Raw genomic sequence first — 21462 nt, forward strand, 5'->3', positions numbered from 1 at the left:
GGGCGGAGCAGCGGCCGACCCCTCGCCAGAGGGCCGCCGAGCTCCGCCGAACCGGTTGACCGCGAGGTCAGTGCCGGGTCAGGGTCAGCGCCGCGTCGACGATGCTGCCGGTGTCGATACCGTGCAGGCGGTAGGCGTCCGCCAGGCCGGAGGACTGGCCGAACTCGGTCACCCCGAGGCAACGCATCCGGTCCCCGCGCGCCGCGCCGAGGAAGGCCAGTGTGTGCGGATGGCCGTCCTGCACGGTGACCAGGGGCGTGGGGTGCTCGGCGGGGAACAGCTCGTCCAGGATGCCGCCGCCCACGCCGGCAGCGCGGCTGCCGCGCTGCTGGAACGAGCGGAAGACCAGATCCGGGCTGGTCAGGCAGACGACCCCGGCCTTGACGCCGTGCGCGGCCAGAGCGTCGGCGGCCGCGACGACCTCGGGCATGATGGCGCCGACCCCGACCAGCGTCACCTCCTCGTCGCCGATCGGGTGATCGGCCGGCAACCGGTAGCCGCCGGCGACGCTCTGCCGGCGACGGCGCTCCCGGAGGGTGGGGTCCTCCGGGACGCGGGCCAGCCCGGGATCGATGGGCCGGGTGGACAGCCGGAAGTACGCCGAGGTGCCGCCCTCGACGCCGACCCGGCTCATCGCGTGCAGGAAGCACCACTGCAGGTCCTGCGCGAACGCCGGCTCCCACGCGACGCAGCCGGGCTGCTCCAGCCCGATCGACGGGGTGGTGATCGACTGGTGGGCGCCGCCCTCGGGCGCGAGCGTCACGCCGGACGGGGTGCCCACGAGGATGGACTGACCCCCGGCGTAGATGCCGTAGGACCACGGCTCCAGGGCGCGCGACACGAAGGGGTCATACAGCGTGGCGATCGGGATCAGCCGCTCACCCCAGCGGGACCAGGTGGTGCCCAGCTCGCCCAGCAGGGACACCAGGTTGACCTCGGCGATGCCCAGTTCGATGTGCTGACCGTTGCTGTCCTCCCGCCAGCGCAGGACCCGCTCGGCGTCGTCGGCGAACCAGTCGTGCCGGTCCTCCACCGACCAGACGCCGGTCTTGTTGATCCAGCCGCCCAGGTTGGTGGACGACGCCACGTCGGGAGAGCAGGTGACCACCCGGGCCGCCGCCTCGGGAGCGTCGCGCGGCAGGTCGGCCAGCAACCGGCCGAGAGCCGCCTGGGTGCTCATCGGCTTGCGGTAGCCGTGGTCGAGCTGGACCGGCACCGGCAGGGGTGAGGTCGGCGCGACGGGCTCGCGGCGCAGCGCCCGGCCGCGGGCCGCGCACAGCCGGCCGGCCGGGGTGTCCGGGCCGAAACGCTGCCAGGGCGCCCGGCGGTCCATGCCGCAGGCCTGCGCCAGCGCGTCCATCTGGGCGGCGCTGAGCAGCGCCGAGTGGTTGTTGGGGTGCCCCTCGGTGGGCAGGCCGCGGCCCTTGACGGTGTAGGCGAACACGACGGTGGGGCGGTGCGTCTCGACGCCGTGGAAGGTGTCGACGAGCAGTCCCAGATCGTGGCCGCCGAGGTCGCGGACCGCGGCGGCGAGCTCGTCCGGCGGGATCTCGTCCAGCAGCGCCTTGAGCTCGTGGCCGTCGGCCAGCGATGAGCTGCCCGCCAGGATGCGCTCGGCCACCTCGGCGGGGCCGACCCGCAGCATCCGCTGGTACTCCTCGTTGGGCATCGCTTCCAGCCGGGCGCGCAGCGACTGACCGCCGGGCCGGTCGAACAGCCGGGAGATGATGCGACCCCACTTGAGGATGACGACCTGCCACCCGGCGGCCGCGAACATGCCCTGCAACTTGGTGATCTGGATGTCCGGAACGACCCGGTCCAGGGACTGCCGGTTGAGGTCGACCACCCAGAGCAACTCGCCCATCTTGGCCACGGCCGGGTCCATGACCGCTTCCCAGATGGCGCCCTCGTCCAGTTCGGCGTCGCCGAGCAGGCTGATGAAGCGTCCACCGGGGGCCGTGCCGGGGAACTGCGAGGCGACGTACCGATGCGCCATCGCGGCCCAGAGCGCCGCCGTCGCCCCGATGCCCACCGACCCGGTGGAGAAGTCGACCGTGTCCGGGTCCTTGAGGCGGGACGGATACGACTGCAGGCCGCCCTTGGCCCTCAGCGTCGGCAGGTACGCCTCGTCGAGGTCGCCGAGCAGCCAGTTGACGGCGTGCAGCACCGGCGAGGCGTGCGGTTTGACCGACACCCGGTCCCGGCTGGTCAGCTCGGCGAACCACAGGGCCACCATGATGTCGACCATCGAGGCGCTCGACGCCTGGTGGCCGCCGACCTTGACCCCGGAGTCGTTGGGCCGGCCGGCGTTGGCGGCGTCGACGATCGACGCCGACAGCCACAGCACGCGCCGGGCGATCTCGTGCAGTGCGTCGAGGTCGGTCGGCGTTTCGTCCATCGGAATCTCCCGGGTCGGCGGCTGGTGGTTCGCAGCGAGGATAGGCGTGCCTTCATCTCGCTTTCATGCCGGATCTTTAACTTTCCCGGCATGAGCGACGTGCTGGCGGTCGACGCGGTCGGCCACCACGGGTCGATCGCGGCGCTGCGCGAGCGGGCCCCGGAGCAGGCGCACGAGATCCGGACGGGGACGACGAGCGTACCGCCGCAATCGCCGCCGTGAGCGGGCGGGACGTGGCGCCGATCGATGGCGGCGGGCTGCCGGTGCGCGGTCCGCAGGAGCGCATCGATGCCCTGATCGCCGCGGTCGTGGGCGCGGGATCGCGCGGCGCGGCCCGACCCACCGGGGAGACGCCGTCCGTTCACCGGGCCGCTGACCGCCGGGCTGGCGGTCAGTGCCGCCCGGACCCTGATCTGCCTGACCGCGGCGTTCCTGACGCTGCGCCGCCGCGACATCACCGGAGGATGACCATGCGACCCGCCATCACCCGCGCCGCCCTGGTGCTCGCCGTCCCGGCGTGACCACCGCGACGATCGGCGCCTCGGCCGCCTGCGACAAGGGCGGACCGAAGGTCGCCGACACCGGCGCCGGCCCGAACTGGATCTGCATGATGAGCTTCACCGACCTGCACGGGCAGCATCAGGACGGCAAGTTCGAGGTCACCGTGAAGACCGACGGCACCTACGTGGCCGGTGGCCCGTCGAAGATCATCGGACTCGCGACGGTCACCGACACGCAGGGACACGACGTGCCGAAACCGGTGTTCGAGTTCGACGGGGTGCTCAGCACTCGATGACGTTGACGGCCAGGCCGCCGCGGCTGGTCTCCTTGTACTTGATCTTCATGTCGGCGCCGGTCTCCTTCATCGTCTTGATCACCTTGTCGAGGGAGACATGGTGCCTACCGTCGCCGCGCAGCGCCATCCGGGCCGCGGTCACCGCCTTGACCGCGGCCATCCCGTTGCGTTCGATGCACGGGATCTGCACCAGGCCGCCGACCGGGTCGCAGGTCAGCCCCAGGTTGTGTTCCATGCCGATCTCGGCGGCGTTCTCCACCTGCTCCGGGGTGCCACCGAGCACCTCGGCCAGGCCGGCCGCCGCCATCGCGCAGGCCGAGCCGACCTCGCCCTGGCAGCCGACCTCGGCGCCGGAGATCGACGCGTTCTCCTTGAACAGCAGGCCGATCGCGCCGGCCGCCAGCAGGAACCGGACGATGCCGTCCGGGCCGGCGCCCGGGATGAACGCCGTGTAGTAGCTCAGCACCGCCGGGATGATCCCCGCGGCGCCGTTGGTGGGCGCGGTCACCACGCGGCCACCGGCCGCGTTCTGCTCATTGACGGCCATGGCGTACGCGGTGAGCCACTCCATCGCGTGCACCGCGGGATCCCCGGCGGCCCGCAGTTGCCGGGCCGTGGCGGCGGCCCGGCGGCGCACCTTCAGCCCGCCGGGCAGCACCCCCTCGGCGTCCAGGCCGGCGCCGACGCAGTCGCGCATCACGTCCCAGATGGCGAGCAGGCCGGACCGCACCTCGGACTCGGGGCGCCACGCGGTCTCGTTGGCCAGCATCAGCCGGGAGATGGACAGCCCGGTGCGCTGGGTGAGCGCGAGCAGTTCGGCGCCGGAGCTGAACGGGTGCGGCAGCGGGGTCTCGTCGGCGCGCAGCCGCGAGGTGCCCTGGTCGACGACGAACCCGCCGCCGACCGAGAAGTAGGTCTTGCTGATCAGCACCGCGCCGCTCGCGTCGAGCGCGGTGAACGTCATCCCGTTCGGGTGCTCGGGCAGCGACCGCCGCCGGTGCAGGACCAGGTCGACCTCGACCCGGCGGTCGTCCATGGTGAGGGAGGCCGGCGGCTCCAGCGTGGTGTCGACCGTCTCCGGGTCCTCGCCCATCAGGCCGAGCAGCACCGCGCGGGGGGTGCCGTGCCCGTGCCCGGTGGCGCCCAGCGAGCCGAACAGCTCGGCGCGCACGGTCGCCACCCGGTCGTCGAGGTGTCCCAGGAACATCCGGGCGGCGCGCATCGGGCCGACCGTGTGCGAGCTGGACGGGCCGATGCCGATCGAGAACAGGTCGAACACCGAGACGGCCATCAGTCCTTCTTTCGCCGGTAGAACGGCAGCTTCACGATCTCCGCCGGGATCGGCGTGCCCCGTACATCGACCGCCAGCCGGGCCCGATCCAGATTTTTCCGGAGATAGGCGAGCGCGATGGGGTGGCCGAGCGTCGGGGACAGCGCACCGCTGGTCACCTCGCCGACCTTCGCCCCGGTCTCCGCATCGATCACCGCATAGCCCGCGCGCGGCGAGCGGCGGCCGGTCGTCACCAGGCCGACCAGCTCGCGCACCGGCTCCGCGGCCCGCAGCGCGTCGCCGCCGACGAAATCCCGCTTGTCCCGTGCCACCACCCGCCCCAGGCCCGCGTCGAACGGCGTGGTGCGCACGGTCAGCTCGTGGCCGTACAGCGGCATGCCGGCCTCCAGGCGCAGCGTGTCCCGGCAGGCCAGCCCGGCCGGCTGGGCGCCCGCGGCGGCCGCCCACGCCCAGATCGCCTCGGCGTCCTCGTTCGCGCAGTAGATCTCGAAGCCGTCCTCGCCGGTGTACCCGGTGCGGGCCAGCAGCACGTCACGGCCGGCCACCCGCTCCGGCTTGATCGCGTAATACCGCAGGTCGGGATGCTCGCCGACGATCTTCACGGCGTCCGGCCCCTGGATCGCGATCAGCGCACCCACGTGCTCGGTCACGGTCACCGCGAAGCCGCCGGAGTGCTCACCGAGCATGGCGAGCACCATCGGCGCGTTCGCGGCGTTCGCCACCACCAGGAAGCTGCGCTCGGCGAGCCGGTACACCACCAGGTCGTCGAGCACCCCGCCGGTGGTGTGGCACAGCATGGTGTATTTCGCCCGCCCCACGGCGACCGCGGAGAGGCGCCCGACCAGGGCGAAATCGAGGAAGGCGGCGGCATCCGGTCCGCTGACCGCGATCTGCCCCATGTGGCCCAGATCGAAAAGACCGCAGGATTGCCGTACGGCGTGGTGCTCGGCCACGTCACTGCCGTACCGCAGCGGCATCTCCCAGCCGGCGAAACCGGTCATCGAGGCGCCGAGGCGGCGGTGGACGTCGTGCAGCGCGGTGCGTCGCAACAGGGAGGCTCCTTCGGGTGTCGGGCCTCCCTCGCTCTGTCATCTGTGCCTGAGAGGTTCACCGCGAAGGCGGCTTGCACCGTGGGCGCAGCCCGCGACGGGGCTGACTTTCCAGAGTCGCCTGACCGCTGCGGTACCGGGTGCCTGAGAGATTCTGAGGGAGAATTTGCTCCTTCGGCGCCCAGGTGACGGACCCTGGGACTCTCCCGCGGCGGCTGTGACGGCGAAAGTCTTCACTTGTCAGCGCCGACCCTACCGGGTGCCGGCGCTTTCCCGCTCACCGGCCCGGGCCAGGCGTTCCAGGGCCGGCAGCGCCGCCACCACGGTGTCACTCTCCTCCGGGGTCAGCTGCTCGAAGAGCCGGTCCAGGGTGGTGGCGTAATACGCGTAGGTGCGGCTGAGCAGCTCACGCCCGGCGTCGGTCACCTCGACCAGCACGCCGCGCCCGTCGTGCGGGTCGGGCACCCGGCGCACCTGTCCGGCCTTCTCCATCCGCCCGATCAGCTGGGTCATGCCCGGCTGTGAGGCCCGGGTGAGCCGCGCCAGGTCGGTGACCCGCCCCGGCCCGTGATCGGCGAGGCGGCGCAGCACGGCGAGCGCGATCGAACTCGGATTGTCCGGCCCCTCCAGCTGCCGCAGGAACCGCACCAGCTGCCCGAGCACCGGCAACAGTTGTGCTCCCCGGCCCTCACCGCTCGTCATGCCCACAACCGGCATCCTCCCGCACCGCCCCGCGCCGCCCGCGCGCGGCCGGGCCACCGCTCCGTCCTCATTGACAGAGTTGATTTCCACGGCGAATTATGGGAGCGCTCCCATCATCTCGTCCCCTGGAGAGCCCCGTGCACCCTTGGATCCGACGGCGTGTTGCCGCAAGCGCCGTACTGCTGACGATCGGGCTCGCGCCCGCCATCGCGCCGACACCGGCCGCCGCGGCGACCGCTGACACCCACGTCGACGTCGACACCCGGGCCGGCCTCGCCACCGTGGCCGGCACCGCGGTCGGCGTCAACCATGCCGTCTGGGACTCCCAGCTCGGCACCGACGCGGTCGCCGACCTGCTGCACGACGCGGGTGTCGGGATGCTGCGGTATCCCGGCGGCTCGTACGCCGACATCTACCACTGGAAGGACAACACGGCACCCGGCGGCTACGTCGCGCCCGGCACCGACTTCGACACCTTCATGGCGGGCGCCCAGCGGACCGGGGCCCAACCAATGATCATCGCGAACTACGGCACCGGGACCGCGCAGGAGGCGGCCGACTGGGTCCGGTACGCGAACGTCACCAAGGGCTACCACGCCACCTACTGGACGATCGGCAACGAGAACTACGGCAACGGGCACTACGGCTCGGCGTGGGAGGCGGACGACCACGCCGACAAGAGCCCGAAGGAGTACGCCGACGCCGTGGTCGCCTACGCCCAGGCGATGAAGGCCGTCGACCCCACCGTCAAGGTCGGTGCGGTGCTGACCATGCCGGGGAACTGGCCGGACGGGATCGTCGGGGCCGGTGACAGCGGCACCTGGAACCAGGAGGTGCTGACCCGGGCCGGGACCGCCATCGACTTCGTCGACGTGCACTGGTACCCGGGCGGGACCACCCCGGCCGAGGCGCTGGGCAAGCCGGCGCAGATCCAGGACGCGGTCTACCTGCTGCGCCGGCAGATCAGCCGGTACGCCGGGGCGGACAGCTCCCGGATCGGGATCAGCATGACCGAGACCAACGTCGACGCCGGGCGCAACACCCAGCCGGGGGCGCTGTTCCTGGCCGACGTCTACAGCGGGCTGCTCGCCCAGGGCGTCTTCACGGTGGACTGGTGGAACGTCCACAACGGGCCGGACCGGGCGGGCACGATCGCCGGGCAGACCGACTTCAACGACTTCGGGCTGCTCTCCAGCGGCACCTGCACGCCGGACAACGCGGCCTGCGAGCCGCCGCTGAACACGCCGTTCCCCGCATACCACGCGCTGTCGCTGGTCGGCTCGCTCGCGCACGCCGGTGACCGCTTCGTCGGGACCGCCAGCGACAACGCACTGGTCAGCGCGCACGCGGTGCACCGGGCCAACGGCGACCTGGCGGTCCTGCTGATCAACAAGGACCCGGACGCGGCGCACACGGTGGCCCTGAACTACCAGGGCTTCACGCCGTCCGCGGCGGTGCCGACGGTGTCCACGTACGCCACCGGGGCGACCCGGGTGACCAGTGGCGCGGCCGGGACAGCGGGCACGCAGGTGCTCGCGCCGTACACCGTCGATCTGGTTGTCCTGCATCCCGACCGGGTCGACCCGAAGGCGCCGAAGGCGCCCGGACAACCGGCCGCGACCGCGACCGACCGCACCGCGACGATCTCCTGGCCGGCCGGCGGCGGCGGCCTGAAGTACGAGGTGTACCGGCAGAACCGGGGCGTCAGTGCACTGCTGGGCGAGACCACCGGCACCTCGCTCACGGTGCACAACCTGGAGCCCGGGCACCGGTACACGATCAACGTGCTGGCACGCGACGGCGCCGGGCGGCTCTCCCCGCCCTCGCCGCCGGTGACCGTCACGACCGGCGCGCCCACCGACGCCGCGTGCACGGTGGCCTACCGCGACACCAACGACTGGGGCAACGGGTTCGTCGCTTCGATCGACGTCACCAACAACGGGGCCGGGCCGGTCAGCGGCTGGACGCTGGCCTTCACCTGGCCGACCGGGTGGCAGAGCGTGAGCAGCGGGTGGGGTGCCACCTGGAACTCGGACGGGCGGACCGTCCGGGTCACCAGCGACGCGACCCTGGGCGCCGGGGCGAGCGGGAACGTGGGGTTCGTCGGGGCGTACAGCGGGCCGAACGTGCCGCCCGGGGTGTTCACCCTGAACGGCACGGTCTGCGGAGTGACCACCGCGGGCTGACCCGTTACAACCCTTTCCCGCCGGGCTGACCCTTTCCGGTCCTGTCCCGCCGGGCTGACCCTTTACCGCCGACCGACCTTCATCGCGGGCTGATCAACAGTGGTTGTCCGACCTGGGCGACGAATCCGTCCGGGTCGGACAGCACCCCCTGGGCGATCCCGGTGCCGGACGGGCCGATCGTGGTCCGCGCCGCGAAATGCACCCAGTCGCCCTCCGGCACCCGGGCGATCGTCAGCGTCATCGTGGGCGGGATGAACAGCCATCCGGTCAGCGGCAGCTCCCCGGAGATGCCGTTCGCCGAGTCGGCGAGCACGGCCAGGCGCTGCACCGGCGACGGCGTCTCCCCCGCCACCAGCGGCAGCCGGACCCGCGCCCACAACTCGACCGGACCGGGTTCGGCGAACGAGCCGGCGACGAAACGCCACTCGATCGAGCGGCCGTAACCCCACGCGGGGTCCACACCGGGGAAGAAGACCGCGGCCTGCGCGGCGGGAAGAGGCGGCGGTACGACCGGTACGGCGTACCGCCGGGTAAGGTCCTTCTGCGTCCTGATCCGCCACGCCGTGGCGGTGACCGCGAGTCTGCCGCCGGCCCAGAGCCGCGCCTCGACCATCTCCACCCGCCGCCCCGGGCGCACGATCGTCGCCTCGGTGCGCACCCGCCCGCGCGGGATCGGCCCGAGCATGTCGACGGTCAGCCGGGCGATCGGCATCTCCGGATCGGGCCGGGTCAGCTCGACGGCGCGGGCCAGCAGCCCGGCCGGCGGGCCGCCGTGCTGCATCGCGTCGTCCCACGGACTGGTCGTCGCCGTGGTGGCGTCGAACTCGCCGTCACCGGCCGGCAGGTAATACGCATCGGGATCGCTCACCGAGCCATTCTCACCCGCCGTCCGGGGTAAGGCGTCACCATGACCCCCCGCCCGGTCCGCGTGCTCACCGGACTCCTGATCGCCACGGCCGTCGCCACCGTCGCCGTCGAGACCGTCAACTTCTCCTCCGCCCCGGAGCACGGCGTCGGATTCGCGGTCCGGACCGGTTGGGCCCTGGTCCGCACGTTGGGCTGGCTGATCCTGATCTCCCAGGTCCGCAAGGGCCGGGCCACCGCCAGGCCGCTGAGCGTCATCCTGGCCATGACCACCCTGTTCGCGGTCGGCCGGCTGATCGTCTCGCCGTCCGGGCTGGTCGGTTTCGGCGTGCTCGCCATGCTCTGGCTGACCGTGGTCGCACTGCTGCACCGCCACCGGGGCATCGGCGCGCACCTGACCCACCTGCCGCGCCGGCCGGTCCTGACCCGGGAGGGCCTGAGCCTGCGCGAGGCCCCGCCGGGCGACCCGTGGGTGCTGACCGCCCGGCTGGCCGCGTTCAGTTACAGCCCGCTGATGCTGGTGCCGGCCCTGGTCGCGGCGGGCACGCTGGGGCACCGTCCGGAGTGGGCGTTCCCGGTCATCCTGTGGATCCTGGCCGGGATCGCGGTCAGCTACGTCGCCCTGCTGTCCGCCTTCCTCCTCGCCCGGGGCAGCGGCCGGGCCCGCCGGACCCTGGTGTCGGTCACCATCGCGGTGCTGCTGTTCGACCTGCCGCTGTGCCGCCTCCTGCTGGGCACCGACGGACTGATCCGCGACGGGGCGCCGCTGGTGGCGGCGGCCGCCCTCACCCTGTACGCCCTGCGCCGCGCCGCGGCGTCACCGCGCGTACTCCTCGACGACCACTGTTGACCCCGGGAGGTGCGGCGGCATCTGCCGGGATCAGCGCGACGCCGTGGCGGACGGCTGGGGGCCGGCCGAGGGCTGATCGTAGGACAGCGGAGCGGTGCGACTGCGCCCGTCGCGGAGGGTGACGGTGACGGTGACGGTGACCTCGGGCTCGGGCCGGTCGCCGGTGGCTTCGGGGTTCGGCCACCACGCCGTCCACCAGCCGGCTTCGATGTGGGCGTCGACCGTCCTCGCGCCCACGGTCAAGGTCACCCTCGTCACCGCATCACCGGCCCGCCCGACCACGTAGGAGAAGGCGGACTTCCCGTCGCCGTGGCCGCCGCCGGTCATCGGCCGGACCTCTGCGTCGAGCAGCGGTGTGGGTGCGTCGAGGAGCTCGGCGAAGCCCGATCGGTCCCGTCCCGCCATACACAGTGAGTAGTCGTCGCCCTGCTTCATGATGAGGGAGCCGACCACCCCGCGAAGCTCAGCACTGACCACGGTGCGTGTCGCCGTGCTGTTCGGATCACCGACCGTGTTCTTCATGCACCAGTCCCGTGGACCCGCGGCGACCTCCTGGGCCGCGGACGGCAGGCGCATCGAGGTGCTGGTCCAGCTCGCCACGTCGACCGTGGTCAGCCCCGTTGCGGCCGGAGACCGCAGCACCCCTGGGCCGACGGTCACGACGACGGCGACGGCGGCCATCGCCACGGCCCCGATGCCGGCGGTCGTCCAGAACGCCGCCCAGGAGCGGGACCGGGCAGCCGCCGGACGAACGGGCGCCGGATCCGTGAGGATGCGGTGCAGCAGATGCGCCTGCCGGGCCTTCTCCTCCCGGGTGAGGGCGCGGGCCGGAGCACCGTCGCGAGACTTCAGCAGGGCGATGGTGTCGGTGTTCACGAGTGCTCCCATCCGGTCGGTGCCAGCGTGGACGTCGGGTGCGGGGCGGGGGTGGCGGCGGACGAGACGACGGCCCCCGGTCCGAGTAGGCGGGCCAGCCGGCGCCGGGCCCGCATCAGTCGCATGGTGTACGTCGCTCTCGTACAGCCGAGGACGGCAGCCGCGTCCCGATCGCTGAGCGCCTCCCAGATGTGCAGAGCCAGCGTCTCCTGGTCACGGGGGGTCAACTCCCGCCAGGCGGCGCTGAGGTCGACCCGGGTCTCCACCGGCCCCATGGCGTCGGCCACAGGTTCCGCCGGCTCATGGGCGATACGGATGCTGATCGCCTGCTGCCGCCGGGAGCCCCGCTGGGTGTTGAGCATGATGTTGCGGGCGGTCCGGAACAGCCACGGGCGCGGCTCGGGCGGCAGGTCCGCGCGCCGGCGCCACGCGGTGAGGAAGGTTTCGCCGACGATGTCGTCGGCGTCCTCCGGGCTCGCCCGGCGTCGGACGAACCGCAGCACGTCCACGTAGTGCGCCTGGTAGAGCTCGGTGAAGTCGAGCTCGCTCACCATCGCCATGAGTTCCCCTCTCGCGTCGGACACCCTTACATGTCTGACGCGGAGGCCGCTGCAACACCGCCCGATGATCTTTTTCTGGTGCTCGACCGGCTGGACGAAGCGTTAGTGGCTGTCTCTCCGCCTGTTTCGCACGGGCTCCGTTCCCGGCGTTCGGATCGGCGTCACGGTGACGCCGATCCGAACGCCGGCAAGCGGTATCAGCCCTGGTAGACGCCACCAGCATGAGGTGGGGCGAGCAGGCCGTCACCACCGCTTCATCGTCATGCACGCCGGCCCTCACCCCGAGGCCATGGCCGACTCGACCAGGGAAGCCGACGGCCGGGTCACGACTCGTCGAGGGAACCGAGCATCGCGGTGCGGACGGCGTCGCCGTGCCGATCGACCCAGGCGCCCAGGGCGAGGATCGGAACGAGCAGGTCCCGGCCGGCCTCGGTCAGTCGGTACTCCACCCGGGGCGGTGCCTGCGCGAAACTGCGCCGCTCCACCAGGTCCATCTGCTGCATCCGGCGCAGGGTCTGGGTGAGCATCTTCTGACTGATGCCGCCGATCACCCGCCGCAGCGCGCCCGGCCGCATCGGACCGTCCCGCAGCGTGTAGACGATGACGGTCAGCCACGAGTTGCCGAACAGGTCGACCGCCAGCCGCGCCGGACAATCCGATTCAAAGTCTCCGTACGACGGGAAGACCGTCCGTTCGATGCTCGTCGTCATGTCATTGAGCGTGCCACCTGCGAAGCGCACCTGGGGGTGCGCATCGGCGTCCCTACCGTCGGCACCGACACCTACGGTCAAGGAGCAAGCATGCGAATCGGCATCATCGGCGCAGGACAGATGGCGCGGGCACTCGGCGGCGGGTGGGCCGCGGCTGGGCACGAGATCATGATCGGCGCGCGATCGCCGCAGCGGGCCGACGAACTGGCCACAGCGATCGGGTACGGTGCCCGCGCCGGCACCGTCCGTGACGCCGCGCGGTTCGGGGAGGTCGTCCTGCTCGCGGTTCCGGTGGCCGCGCTGTCCGAGGTGCTCGCGGAGGCGGGCGACGGCGCGTGGTCCGGCCGTACGCTGATCGATTGCACCAATGCGTTCACCCCGGACGGTGCGGCGGGCGAGACGCTGGTGCTCGCCGAGGACGCGGTGGCCGAACGGATCGCGGCGGCGGCACCCGGTACGCACGTGGTGAAGGCCTTCAATCTGTGCGCGGCTGAGGTGTGGCTCTCCGGGCAGCAGCCGATCGTCCCGCTGTGCGGCGACGACGACGCGGTGAAGCTGGTCGGGTTGCTGGTCAGTGACCTGGGGTCGCAGCCGGCTCCGGCCGGTGGGCTGCACCGCGCCCGATATCTGGAGGCGACGTCCGTCCTGGTGGTCGGCCTCTGGTTCGCCGGGGTGGACGCCCGGAAGGCGTTTCCGCCGCTGGAGGCGGCCTTCGCGGTCCCGGACAGCGCCTGACCAGGTGCGGCATCGCGGTCTCGACGCGGGCGCCGGGCCTGCCGGCGCCGCGTCGCGGATCCCCGTCCGGGATCATCGAGACGGCCAGCGCTGTGAATGGGCTGCGCCGTGACGTCCGGCGCTGCCTGGTCGACAACGCAATCGACGACGGCACGGTCCGTCTGTCGCATGCCGAAATCGGTGCGAGAGCCGCGGGGGGGCACGTTGCCGCCCTCCCGCTACGCGCTCCAGCATCGCCACCGCGCTACGGCAGCTTCGCAGCGCCGGCCTACTGATTGCTGAGGAGTGCAACGTCGGCGACGGCGGTGGCAACCGATACCGGCTGTGCCATGCCGCACTCGGCCAGCAACCCGATCGGCGGTCTCCGGTACCGCACCGACCAGCGTCGCTCCCCGCGTTGGCCGCGTTTGACCGGCGGGCCGTCGGCTGGACCGAGGCCAAACGCCGAGTGCGGTCCTCGGCTGCTCGAGAATCTGGTGGCCGGTAAGGCGGTCATCCCCAGGCACCCTATTGCGGACCCAGTCCATCAGTCCGGTGCTTCCCGGCACCCGTTCATCGGCGCGAGCGGGAGCGGTGGGCCCCGGCGGCCATAACGCAGTGCAGCGAGCGAATCGCGGTGGAGAACGGCGCGAGGTGGGCGTCGTGGTCCGCTTCACAGCAGGCAACTCGAATGAGGCGGTCGGTGCCGGTAAGGACCTACAGGCGAGTTCTATGAAATGTTGACCTTCTGGGTAATTCGCGCCCGAACATGGCAGCGAGGGCATCTTCCAAGACGGCCAGACGATCGAGGTGGTGATCCGGTGCGCCGGGCCGCGCCGTCAGATGCCGAGCAGCCGGCGGGTCACCGTCGTCGCGGTGTCCAGGGCGGCCGGGCTCCGGTTCACCTTGGCCATGACGCTGGCTCCCAGCCACAGCTGATAGAGCGCGTCGGCGGTGGCGCGGGCATCCCCGGTGAACGGCGCGGATCCGTCGGCGACGGCGCCGACGATCGCGTGTTCGAGCCGGTCGACGATCCCCGTGGTCCCGGCTTTCAGGGCCAGCCGCATGGGCTCGGACATGTCCGCGACCTCGGCGCCGAGCTTGACCGCCAGGCACTTGCCCGCACAGTCACCGAGACTCTGCGATTCCCGCCAGGACGCGAAGTAGGCCAGGATCTTGGAAGCCCCGTCTCGACCGGCGGCGTTCAGGATCTCGTCCATCTCCGCCAGGTACTGCTCGAAGTAACGTGCGAGCACCGCCTCGCCGAACGCGTCCTTCGAGGCGAAGTAGTGGTAGAAGGAGCCCTTCGGCACGCCGGCGCTGGACAGGACCTCGTTGATGCCGACCGCGGCATAGCCCTTGCGGGCGAACGACCGCTCGGCAGCCAGCAGCAGCTGCGTACGCGTGTCGCGGTGGAGATTCCTGGTCGTCACCACGCCAGCCTATGTGCCGAAGGGACCGGTGGGTCAGGCGGTGGCGCGCTCGTCGAGGAGCGCGAGCAGCACATCGGCGGCCTCCGCCGACGAGGCCGGGTTCTGACCGGTGATCAGCAGGCCGTCGCGCACCACGTGGGAGGCCCAGTCCGGACCCTGGGAGTAGACGCCGCCGTTGGCCTTGAGCATGTCCTCCACCAGGAACGGCACGACCTCGGTCAGGCCGACGCCGGCCTCCTCGGTGTTGGCGAAGCCGGTCACCTGACGGCCCCGCACGAGCGGCGCGCCCGCCTCGTCGGTGACGTGGCGCAGCACGCCCGGCGCGTGGCAGACCAGGGCGACCGGCCTGCCGGAGCGCAGCGTGGTCTCGATGATGCGTCGGGAGTGGCTGTCCTCGGCCAGGTCCCACAGCGGGCCGTGCCCGCCCGGGTAGAACACCGCGTCGTAGTCGGCCGGATCGACCGTGCTCAGCGGCACGGTGGAGGCCAGCGCGGCCGTCGCCGCCGGGTCCGCCGCGAACCGGCGGGTGTCCTCGGTCTGCGAGCCCGGCTCGTCGCTCTTGGGATCCAGCGGCGGGCGCCCGCCCTTCGGCGACGCCAGCGTGATCGTGGCACCGGCCTGCTGGAGCCGGTAGTACGGCGCGGCGAGCTCCTCCAGCCAGAAGCCGGTCTTGCGGCCGGTGTCGCCCAGTTCGTCGTGCGAGGTCAGAACTACCAGAACGTTCATGTTCAGCCCTTCGACTCCGTGGCCCGGGTCGGCCACAGCCCCACTCTAGACGACTGGTCTACTAGGCGCGGTGAGCAGGTCCACGACCTGGTCGACGTAGCGGAGTCGCTCCGGCTCGGTGGCCGGCAGGGACTCCGGCGCGACGTGGGCCATCTGGGCGTAGCCGAGATAGGCGGTGACCGCGAGCACTCCGCGCCGGCGCGCCTCGGCGACCGGCCAGCCGAGCGCGGTGAACAACGCCGAGGTGTACGCCACCCGCCGCTCGGTGACCCGGGCGAGCACCGGGGCGAGGTGCGGATGGTCGGCGGTGGCGAGCATCGCCAGTTCGACGGCGCCGCCCCGGTCCGGCGCGGTGGCCCCCAGGACCAGGCCGATGAGCAGCCGGAGCCGGGCCAGCGGGTCGGGCTCGGCGTCGACGTGCCGGATCACGCCCTCGGTGTACTCCCGTTCCCAGCGCAGCACGGCCGCCTCGATCAGCGCCTCCCGATTGGCGAAATGCCAGTAGAAACTCCCCTTGGTGGCGCCCAGCCGGGCGGCCAACGGCTCCACCGCGACCGCCCCGAGGCCGCCGGCGGCCATCGCCTCCAGGGCCGCGGCGGTCCAGTCGTCCGCTGTCAGCCGGGACGCCGCCCGCTTGCCGGTGCCGCGCCGCTCCTGTTGCTCCCGCATGACCGTACGCTAGCGTATGTAAACCATACGGCACCGTACGGAGGCAGACCATGGCAGCGACCGTGCACAACGTCCACGAACGGGCTCTACCCGTCCCGGCAGCCCGGGTGGGCCGGCTGCTGGACCGGATGGGCGCCCCCGGCGACCCACTCTGGCCCGCACCACCCTGGGCGCCGATGCGGTTCGACCGGCCGCTCGGCGTCGGCGCCGACGGCGGGCACGGCCCGATCCGCTACCACGTCACCGGGTACGAACCGGGCCGGCGCGTCGAGCTGACCTTCCACCCGGGCACCGGCCTGATCGGCACCCACACTCTGGAGGTCGAGGATCACGGGCCACACGGCTGCGTGCTGCGGCACCGGCTGACCGGCACGCCGATCGGCCGGATGCGGCTGCTCTGGCCGGCCGTCGTCCGGGCCTGCCACGACACCGTCCTCGAGCACCTGCTGGACAACGCCGAGCGGGCGGTCACCGGCACCGTCACGCACCCGGTGCGGTACCCGTGGCGGGCCCGGCTGGCGCTCGCCGCGACCGGCGCCCGGGTCCGGGTCGCGCCGGTGCCCCACGCCGGCCTGCTGCCCGGCTCGGTCCCGCGGCCCGACCTGGCCGACGCCTTCGCGGTGCGCGTGCCGCCCGGCACCACCGTCGACCCACAGGACTGGGCGGACGCGGTCTTCCGGAATCCGCCGAGAGTCGTGGCGGCGCTGCTGCGTCTGCGGAACCGGCTGGTCACCCTGGTCGGCATCGCGCCGGACGACGGTTCGGCCTTCGACACGCTCACCCGCACCGATCGGGAGGTGCTGCTCGGCACCGACGCCGACCACCTCGCCTTCCGCGCCGCACTCCGGGTCGAACCGGACGCCGACGGCACGACCGTCACGGTGGCCACCCTGGCGGCGACCCGGTCCCGCGCCGGACGCGCCTATCTCGCCGTCGTCCGCCGGGTGCACCCGCTGGTGGTCCGCACGATGCTGCGGCACGCGGCCCGCACCGTCGCCGGCTTCACCGCAGCCGGCCCGCTGACGATCGGCGACACCGGCCGATAGCGTGGCCGATCATGGCCCACGCGCTCTCCGGTTTCCTGCTGATCGGCGTCATCGTGCTGGCCGGGTGGGGACTGCGCCGGTGGGGCCGGCTGCCGCCGGACGCCGAGGCGGTGCTGGCCCGGGTGGTCTGGCTGGTGCTCAACCCGTGCCTGCTGTTCACCGGGGTGGCCGCGGCCGACCCGGCGGCGCTGTTCAGCGAGCCGCTGCTGGTGTCGGCCGGGGCGGCGGTGGTGTGCTTCGGGCTGTTCGCGCTGATCTGTCGCGGTCGTTCGCCGGTGGTGGGCGCGCTGGCCGCCGGTTACGTGAACGCCAACTTCATCGGGATCCCGATCGCCACCTATGTTCTCGGCGACGCCGCCCTGGCCGTCCCGATCATCATGCTCCAGCTGCTGGTCATCACGCCGGTCGCGCTCACCCTGCTGGAGATCGCCACCACCGGCCGGGCATCGTGGCGGGGCACGGTGACCGCGCCGCTGCGCAACCCGCTGATCGTGGCCACCCTGCTCGGCGCCGCGACCGGGGCGACCGGCCTGCGGCTGCCCGCCGTGCTCCTGGACCCGGTGACCACGATCGGCCATGCCGCCGTGCCGATGGTCCTGATCGCGTTCGGCATGTCGCTGTCCGGCCGCCGGATTCTCGCGCCCGGCCCGGACCGCCGGGCCACGCTGGTCGCGGCCGGGCTCAAAACGGTGGGGATGCCGCTGGCCGCCTGCGGGCTGGCGGCCGGGTTGCGGTTGCCGCACGACCAGGCGTACGCCGTCACGGTGCTGGCCGGGCTGCCGACCGCGCAGAACGTGTACCTGTACGGCCAGCGGTTCGCCACCGGCACGGTTCTCGCCCGGGACGTCATTCTGCTCACCACCCTGGCCTGCGTGCCGGTCCTGCTGCTGGTGACATTCCTGTTCGCCCGGTGACCGGGCGGATCCGCGGCTCGACCTCAGGTGTGTGCGCCGAGGTGCTCGGTCACCGTGTGGTCGTCGCCGTCCAGGTGCAGGACGCGTCGGGCCCGCGCGGCCGAGCCGGTGCGGTGCGCGATGACGATCAGGGTGCCGGGCCGGTCGCGGAACGCGGCCTCCGCCACCGTCTCCGCGGCCGGATCCAGGTGCGCGGTGGCCTCGTCGAGGATGACCACCGGCGCCGGCGACAGGTACGTGCGGGCCAGCGCGATCAGCTGCCGCTCGCCGTCGGACAGGGTGGCGGCCGGGTCGTTCAGCTCGGCGTCGAGGCCACCGAGCCGGCCCAGCAGCGTGGTCATGCCGACCGCCGCCACCGCGCGAACGACCTCGTCGTCGTCCGCGGACGGGGCCAGGTAGCGCAGGTTGTCCCGCACCGAGCCGGGGAAGACGTACGCCTCCTGGGGCACCAGGGCGACGAGCCGGTGCCGCTGCTCCTCGGGCAGTCCGGCGGCCGGACGACCGCCGATGCGCACCTGACCGGCCGACGGCTGCCGGATGCCGGCCAGCAGCAGGGCCAGGGTGGACTTGCCGATCCCGCTGGCGCCGGTGATGGCCAGGTGATCGCCGTACGGCACGGTGAGCGTCAGGTCGCGCAGGACCGGCTCCGCGTCGGCGGCGTACGCGAAGGTGAGCCCCGCCACGGTGAGGTCGGCGGTCGTGTCGTGACGCACCGCCGGTGACACCGGGGCCGGGGGCACCGGATCGGCGACCGGATCCGGGGCCACCTCGGCCAGCCGGTGCAGCAGCAGGGCGAGGGTGTTCCAGTAACCGCCGACGGCGCTGGTCAACATCCGCAGCGCCGGCACGATCGACCCGGCCAGGTAGGTGGCGGCCCCGATGAGGGTGCCCGCGGTGATGGCCCGCGTGCCGATCAGGTGCGGGGCGGCCAGCAGCAGCCCGACGAGCGGTAGATGGCCACCCACGAGCACGACCGGTACCCGGGACGCGGCGGCGCGACCGGCGCTCAGCATGGCGCGCAGCGCGCGCTGCGAGTCCGCCTCGACGAGGGCGGCCGCTTCCTCCTCGGCGCCCAGCGCGGTGATGTCCCGCGCCGCGGTCAGCACCTCGCCGACCCGGGCGGCGACGTCCTCGGCGGCCAGCACCGCGACCCGCCGCAGCGCCCCCACCCGCCGGATCGACCACGCGAAGGCCACCAGGGCGACGGTGAGCGCCGCCAGCACCGGCCCGGACAGCACGGGGTCGAGCGCGGTCAGGCCGGCTCCCGCGGCGAGCAGCGTGATGGCCAGGGGCCGGGCGGTGCGCAGCAGCGCCGAGGTGAGGTCCCGTACCGCGTCCACCTGGCTGGTCAGCCGGGACACCCCGGCGGTGTCCGGCGGCGCCGCGAGCGAGGTCGCCTCGAGCAGCGTGTGGTGCACCACCCGGCGGGTCAACCGGTCCCGCATCGGCTCGACGACCGCGGCCAGAGGATCGAACAGGGCACGTTCAGCGGCGGCCCGCAGCAGGTGCAGACCGGCGAGCACGGCGAGCCAGGCGAGTCCGACGGACAGCCGGTGCTGCAGGAAGCCACGGTCCAGCGCGGCCGCGGTGACCCAGCCGGATGCCAGTGCGGGAGCGGCCTCGGCCACCGAGAGCACGGCGATCCGCCGCAGCGGCCGGCCGCTGCCCCGCAGGACATCGCCGAGCAGGGCGGCGGCCGGCCCGGTCAGGCCGAAGCGGATCATCCGGGTGCTCACCGGTCGGCGGCGCACGGCTGCTCCCGGTCGGTGGCCGCCGACGGGACCGCCACGGTCTCGAACACGGCCCGGTAGCGGGGATCGGCCCACAGCCTGGCGTGCGGCGCGAGGGCGCGGACCCGTCCCGCGTCCAGCCAGGCGACCAGGTCGCAGCAGGCCGCGGTGTCCGCGCGGTGGGTGACGACGACGCGGGTGCGGCCGTGCAGCCGGGCCGTCACGGCCTCGCTGACCTCCCGCTCGGTGACGCTGTCCAGACCGGACGTCGCGTCGTCGAGCACGTGCACCAGGGCGGGTCGCACCAGGGCCCGGGCGAGTCCGACACGCTGCAGCTGTCCACCGGACATCGGGGTACGCGCGGGCACCGAGTCGTAGCCGGCGGGCAGCCGCCGGATGACGTGGTGGATCCGCGCGGCGCGGGCCGCCGACTCCACCGCCACCCGGTCGAGCTCGGGCCGGCCGAGCCGGATCGCCTCGTGCAGGGTGCGCCCGGCCAGCGCGGGGCGCGCGAAGGCATAGGTCACCGTCCGGCGCAGGGCCGGCAGATCCAGGTCGGTGATGTCGACGCCGCCGATGTGGACCGCACCCTCGTCCGGGTCGGCCAGCCGGCCGAGCAGGGCGCCCAGCACGCTCTTGCCGGAGCCGCTGGCGCCGACCAGCGCCACCGCCACACCGTCCGGGATCTCCAGGTCGAGCCGGTCGAGCACCCGCCCGCCGGCGCGCACGACGGTGACGCCGCGCAGCGACACCGCGCCGTCCGGGGGTGGGATGCTGCGGGGCCCGCCCGGGACGGCCGGCCGCTGCAGCACGGCGTCGAGCCGGTCGGCGCCCGCGCGGGCCTGCGCCAGGCTCAGCGCGGTGTCGATCTGGTCGAGAAGTCCGGTGGCGAGCGCGAGGTAGCCGGCGACGGCGAGCAGGTTTCCGGCGGTGATGAGCCCGGCGCTCACGTCCACTCCGGCGACGGCCAGCACGACGATCTCGGTACCGGGCACCAGCAACCCGATCTTCCAGACGGCGCTGCGCTGGACGCGCCACGACGCGTGGCCCGCGGCGGACAGTTCGTGCAGCGGGCCGGCGACGCGACGGGTCTCGGCGGCCAGGGTGCCGGCGGCCCGGATGGTGCGGGCACCGGTGAGGGCGCCGGCCAACAGCGACGCCATGCGGGTCTGTGCCGCCAGATAGCGGCCCTCGACCTCGGCGGCCTCGGTGACGAACCGCCGGGCGGCCAGCACGGTGACCGGCACCAGGAGGGTGAAGGCCAGGCCGGCCCGCCAGTCGACGAGCCACAACGCGACGAGTGCCGCGGCCGAGCCGGCGACTGAGACGGACGCCTCGGCCACATGACCGGGGAGCGCCGCGGCCTGCGGGGCGGCCTGCGCCACCTGGGTCACCGCCTCCCCCACGGCGAACGGCGACCGGGGCCCGAGTGCCAGCAGCCGCCGGAGGGTCAGCATGCGCAGACGCGCGGTGCCGACCGCGCCGATGGCGACGGACGACCACACGACGACGGCCTCGGCCGCGGCGCCCGCCGCGAGCACGGCCGCGAGAGCCGCCACGGGCGCACCGGTGCCGCGGCCGCCGAGCACCGCGTCGCTCGCCGCGGCGAGCAGCGCCGGCACGGTCACGCCGGCCGCGGCCTGCACCGTCAGCGCGGCGACGAACAGGGTCAGGCGTACGCGCAGCATCCCGGCGGTCGCCGTCAAGACCCGCATCGCACCTCCAGGAAGTCGGTCGAAGACGGGACGGCCACGCCGATGTCCAGCCGGCGCGGCCGCCCGTCGGGTGATCACTGGCCGGTCACGCTGCAGGTGGCCGGGCAGGTGCCCTTGCACGTGGTCGAGGCACAGGTGAACCGGCAGGTGCCGGCCTGCGCCTCCTCCTCCTCCATCGCCGGCAGGTCCTGCAGGGCGTCGAGATCGTCGGTCATCGTCATCACCTCCTTTCG

22 protein-coding genes and 1 riboswitch are annotated in these 21462 nt (G+C 73.1%); of the genes, 8 read left to right on the top strand and 14 right to left on the bottom strand.

Features of this window, described 5'->3' with window-relative positions; translation table 11 throughout:
• Positions 1 to 67 precede the first annotated feature (67 nt).
• On the bottom strand, positions 68 to 2398 hold the full coding sequence (locus ACSP50_RS22010; RefSeq protein ID WP_014691476.1) for a 1-deoxy-D-xylulose-5-phosphate synthase N-terminal domain-containing protein: 2331 nt from the start codon (positions 2396 to 2398) through the stop codon (positions 68 to 70).
• Positions 2399 to 2488: 90 nt separating this feature from the next.
• Here ACSP50_RS22010 and ACSP50_RS44625 point away from each other — a divergent pair, with 90 nt between their 5' ends.
• Genes ACSP50_RS44625 through ACSP50_RS22025 form a run of 3 tightly spaced genes read left to right on the top strand, consistent with a single transcriptional unit; the run spans position 2489 to position 3194 of the window.
• Positions 2489 to 2620, top strand: a complete 132-nt coding sequence (locus tag ACSP50_RS44625) for a hypothetical protein (protein ID WP_014691477.1) — start codon at positions 2489 to 2491, stop codon at positions 2618 to 2620.
• Between the two features lie 11 nt (positions 2621 to 2631).
• Positions 2632 to 2919, top strand: coding sequence for a hypothetical protein (locus ACSP50_RS22020; RefSeq protein WP_155123585.1), 288 nt, complete (start codon positions 2632 to 2634; stop codon positions 2917 to 2919).
• Positions 2916 to 3194, top strand: a complete 279-nt coding sequence (locus tag ACSP50_RS22025; RefSeq protein WP_014691478.1) for a hypothetical protein — start codon at positions 2916 to 2918, stop codon at positions 3192 to 3194. The genes ACSP50_RS22020 and ACSP50_RS22025 overlap by 4 nt, the downstream gene beginning before the upstream one ends.
• On the opposite strand, the gene ACSP50_RS22030 is transcribed toward ACSP50_RS22025, so the two are convergent.
• The 3 genes from ACSP50_RS22030 to ACSP50_RS22040 form a co-directional block, all read right to left on the bottom strand.
• Positions 3181 to 4485 carry an L-serine ammonia-lyase gene (locus ACSP50_RS22030; RefSeq protein ID WP_014691479.1) on the bottom strand — a complete coding sequence of 435 codons (1305 nt, stop codon included), beginning with the start codon at positions 4483 to 4485 and terminating at the stop codon, positions 3181 to 3183. The genes ACSP50_RS22025 and ACSP50_RS22030 overlap by 14 nt on opposite strands.
• On the bottom strand, positions 4485 to 5534 hold the full coding sequence (gene gcvT / locus ACSP50_RS22035) for a glycine cleavage system aminomethyltransferase GcvT (RefSeq protein ID WP_014691480.1): 1050 nt from the start codon (positions 5532 to 5534) through the stop codon (positions 4485 to 4487). The genes ACSP50_RS22030 and gcvT overlap by 1 nt, the downstream gene beginning before the upstream one ends.
• Positions 5535 to 5655: 121 nt before the next feature.
• Positions 5656 to 5753: riboswitch (glycine riboswitch) on the bottom strand.
• 33 nt (positions 5754 to 5786) lie between these two features.
• The gene (locus tag ACSP50_RS22040) at positions 5787 to 6236 is read right to left on the bottom strand and encodes a MarR family winged helix-turn-helix transcriptional regulator (RefSeq protein WP_043511918.1); all 450 of its coding nucleotides are present in this window, start codon (positions 6234 to 6236) and stop codon (positions 5787 to 5789) included.
• Positions 6237 to 6373: 137 nt separating this feature from the next.
• On the opposite strand from ACSP50_RS22040, the gene ACSP50_RS22045 reads away from it, so the two are divergent.
• A complete protein-coding gene (locus tag ACSP50_RS22045) occupies positions 6374 to 8422 on the top strand; it encodes a cellulose binding domain-containing protein (RefSeq protein WP_014691482.1) in 2049 nt (682 codons plus the stop codon).
• A 79-nt stretch (positions 8423 to 8501) separates the two neighbouring features.
• On the opposite strand, the gene ACSP50_RS22050 is transcribed toward ACSP50_RS22045, so the two are convergent.
• A complete protein-coding gene (locus ACSP50_RS22050; protein ID WP_014691483.1) occupies positions 8502 to 9290 on the bottom strand; it encodes a thioesterase family protein in 789 nt (262 codons plus the stop codon).
• Positions 9291 to 9329: 39 nt separating this feature from the next.
• On the opposite strand from ACSP50_RS22050, the gene ACSP50_RS22055 reads away from it, so the two are divergent.
• Positions 9330 to 10136 carry a hypothetical protein gene (locus ACSP50_RS22055; protein ID WP_014691484.1) on the top strand — a complete coding sequence of 269 codons (807 nt, stop codon included), beginning with the start codon at positions 9330 to 9332 and terminating at the stop codon, positions 10134 to 10136.
• Positions 10137 to 10166: 30 nt separating this feature from the next.
• Here the strand turns inward: ACSP50_RS22055 and ACSP50_RS22060 are convergent, their stop codons facing one another.
• From ACSP50_RS22060 to ACSP50_RS22070, 3 genes are all read right to left on the bottom strand, one after another.
• Positions 10167 to 11012: a hypothetical protein gene (locus ACSP50_RS22060; protein WP_014691485.1), complete on the bottom strand. Its 846-nt coding sequence runs from the start codon at positions 11010 to 11012 to the stop codon at positions 10167 to 10169.
• Positions 11009 to 11572, bottom strand: a complete 564-nt coding sequence (locus ACSP50_RS22065; protein ID WP_014691486.1) for an RNA polymerase sigma factor — start codon at positions 11570 to 11572, stop codon at positions 11009 to 11011. Before ACSP50_RS22065 ends, ACSP50_RS22060 begins: the two co-directional genes overlap by 4 nt.
• A 323-nt stretch (positions 11573 to 11895) precedes the next feature.
• Positions 11896 to 12282, bottom strand: coding sequence for a helix-turn-helix domain-containing protein (locus ACSP50_RS22070; protein ID WP_014691487.1), 387 nt, complete (start codon positions 12280 to 12282; stop codon positions 11896 to 11898).
• A gap of 90 nt (positions 12283 to 12372) precedes the next feature.
• On the opposite strand from ACSP50_RS22070, the gene ACSP50_RS22075 reads away from it, so the two are divergent.
• Positions 12373 to 13017, top strand: coding sequence for an NADPH-dependent F420 reductase (locus tag ACSP50_RS22075; protein WP_014691488.1), 645 nt, complete (start codon positions 12373 to 12375; stop codon positions 13015 to 13017).
• An 818-nt stretch (positions 13018 to 13835) separates the two neighbouring features.
• On the opposite strand, the gene ACSP50_RS22080 is transcribed toward ACSP50_RS22075, so the two are convergent.
• From ACSP50_RS22080 to ACSP50_RS22090, 3 genes are read right to left on the bottom strand one after another with little or no spacing between them, the layout of a single operon-like run.
• Positions 13836 to 14429: a TetR/AcrR family transcriptional regulator gene (locus ACSP50_RS22080; RefSeq protein WP_043515055.1), complete on the bottom strand. Its 594-nt coding sequence runs from the start codon at positions 14427 to 14429 to the stop codon at positions 13836 to 13838.
• 33 nt (positions 14430 to 14462) lie between these two features.
• A complete protein-coding gene (locus ACSP50_RS22085) occupies positions 14463 to 15155 on the bottom strand; it encodes a type 1 glutamine amidotransferase domain-containing protein (protein WP_043515057.1) in 693 nt (230 codons plus the stop codon).
• A 45-nt stretch (positions 15156 to 15200) separates the two neighbouring features.
• Positions 15201 to 15824, bottom strand: a complete 624-nt coding sequence (locus tag ACSP50_RS22090) for a TetR/AcrR family transcriptional regulator (protein ID WP_014691491.1) — start codon at positions 15822 to 15824, stop codon at positions 15201 to 15203.
• A gap of 50 nt (positions 15825 to 15874) precedes the next feature.
• Between ACSP50_RS22090 and ACSP50_RS22095 the strand changes: the two genes are divergently transcribed.
• A complete protein-coding gene (locus ACSP50_RS22095) occupies positions 15875 to 16870 on the top strand; it encodes a DUF2867 domain-containing protein (RefSeq protein WP_014691492.1) in 996 nt (331 codons plus the stop codon).
• An 11-nt stretch (positions 16871 to 16881) separates the two neighbouring features.
• Positions 16882 to 17784, top strand: coding sequence for an AEC family transporter (locus ACSP50_RS22100; RefSeq protein ID WP_014691493.1), 903 nt, complete (start codon positions 16882 to 16884; stop codon positions 17782 to 17784).
• Between the two features lie 23 nt (positions 17785 to 17807).
• Here ACSP50_RS22100 and ACSP50_RS22105 read toward each other — a convergent pair whose 3' ends face one another.
• From ACSP50_RS22105 to ACSP50_RS42120, 3 genes are all read right to left on the bottom strand, one after another.
• Entirely contained in the window at positions 17808 to 19535 is a 1728-nt protein-coding gene (locus tag ACSP50_RS22105) for an ABC transporter ATP-binding protein (protein WP_052311680.1), read from the bottom strand.
• A complete protein-coding gene (locus tag ACSP50_RS22110; protein ID WP_014691495.1) occupies positions 19517 to 21229 on the bottom strand; it encodes an ABC transporter ATP-binding protein in 1713 nt (570 codons plus the stop codon). Before ACSP50_RS22110 ends, ACSP50_RS22105 begins: the two co-directional genes overlap by 19 nt.
• A 74-nt stretch (positions 21230 to 21303) precedes the next feature.
• Positions 21304 to 21444, bottom strand: a complete 141-nt coding sequence (locus tag ACSP50_RS42120; protein WP_014691496.1) for a hypothetical protein — start codon at positions 21442 to 21444, stop codon at positions 21304 to 21306.
• Positions 21445 to 21462 lie beyond the last annotated feature (18 nt).

Source organism: Actinoplanes sp. SE50/110, from assembly GCF_900119315.1.
In the GTDB taxonomy this organism is placed as follows: domain Bacteria; phylum Actinomycetota; class Actinomycetes; order Mycobacteriales; family Micromonosporaceae; genus Actinoplanes.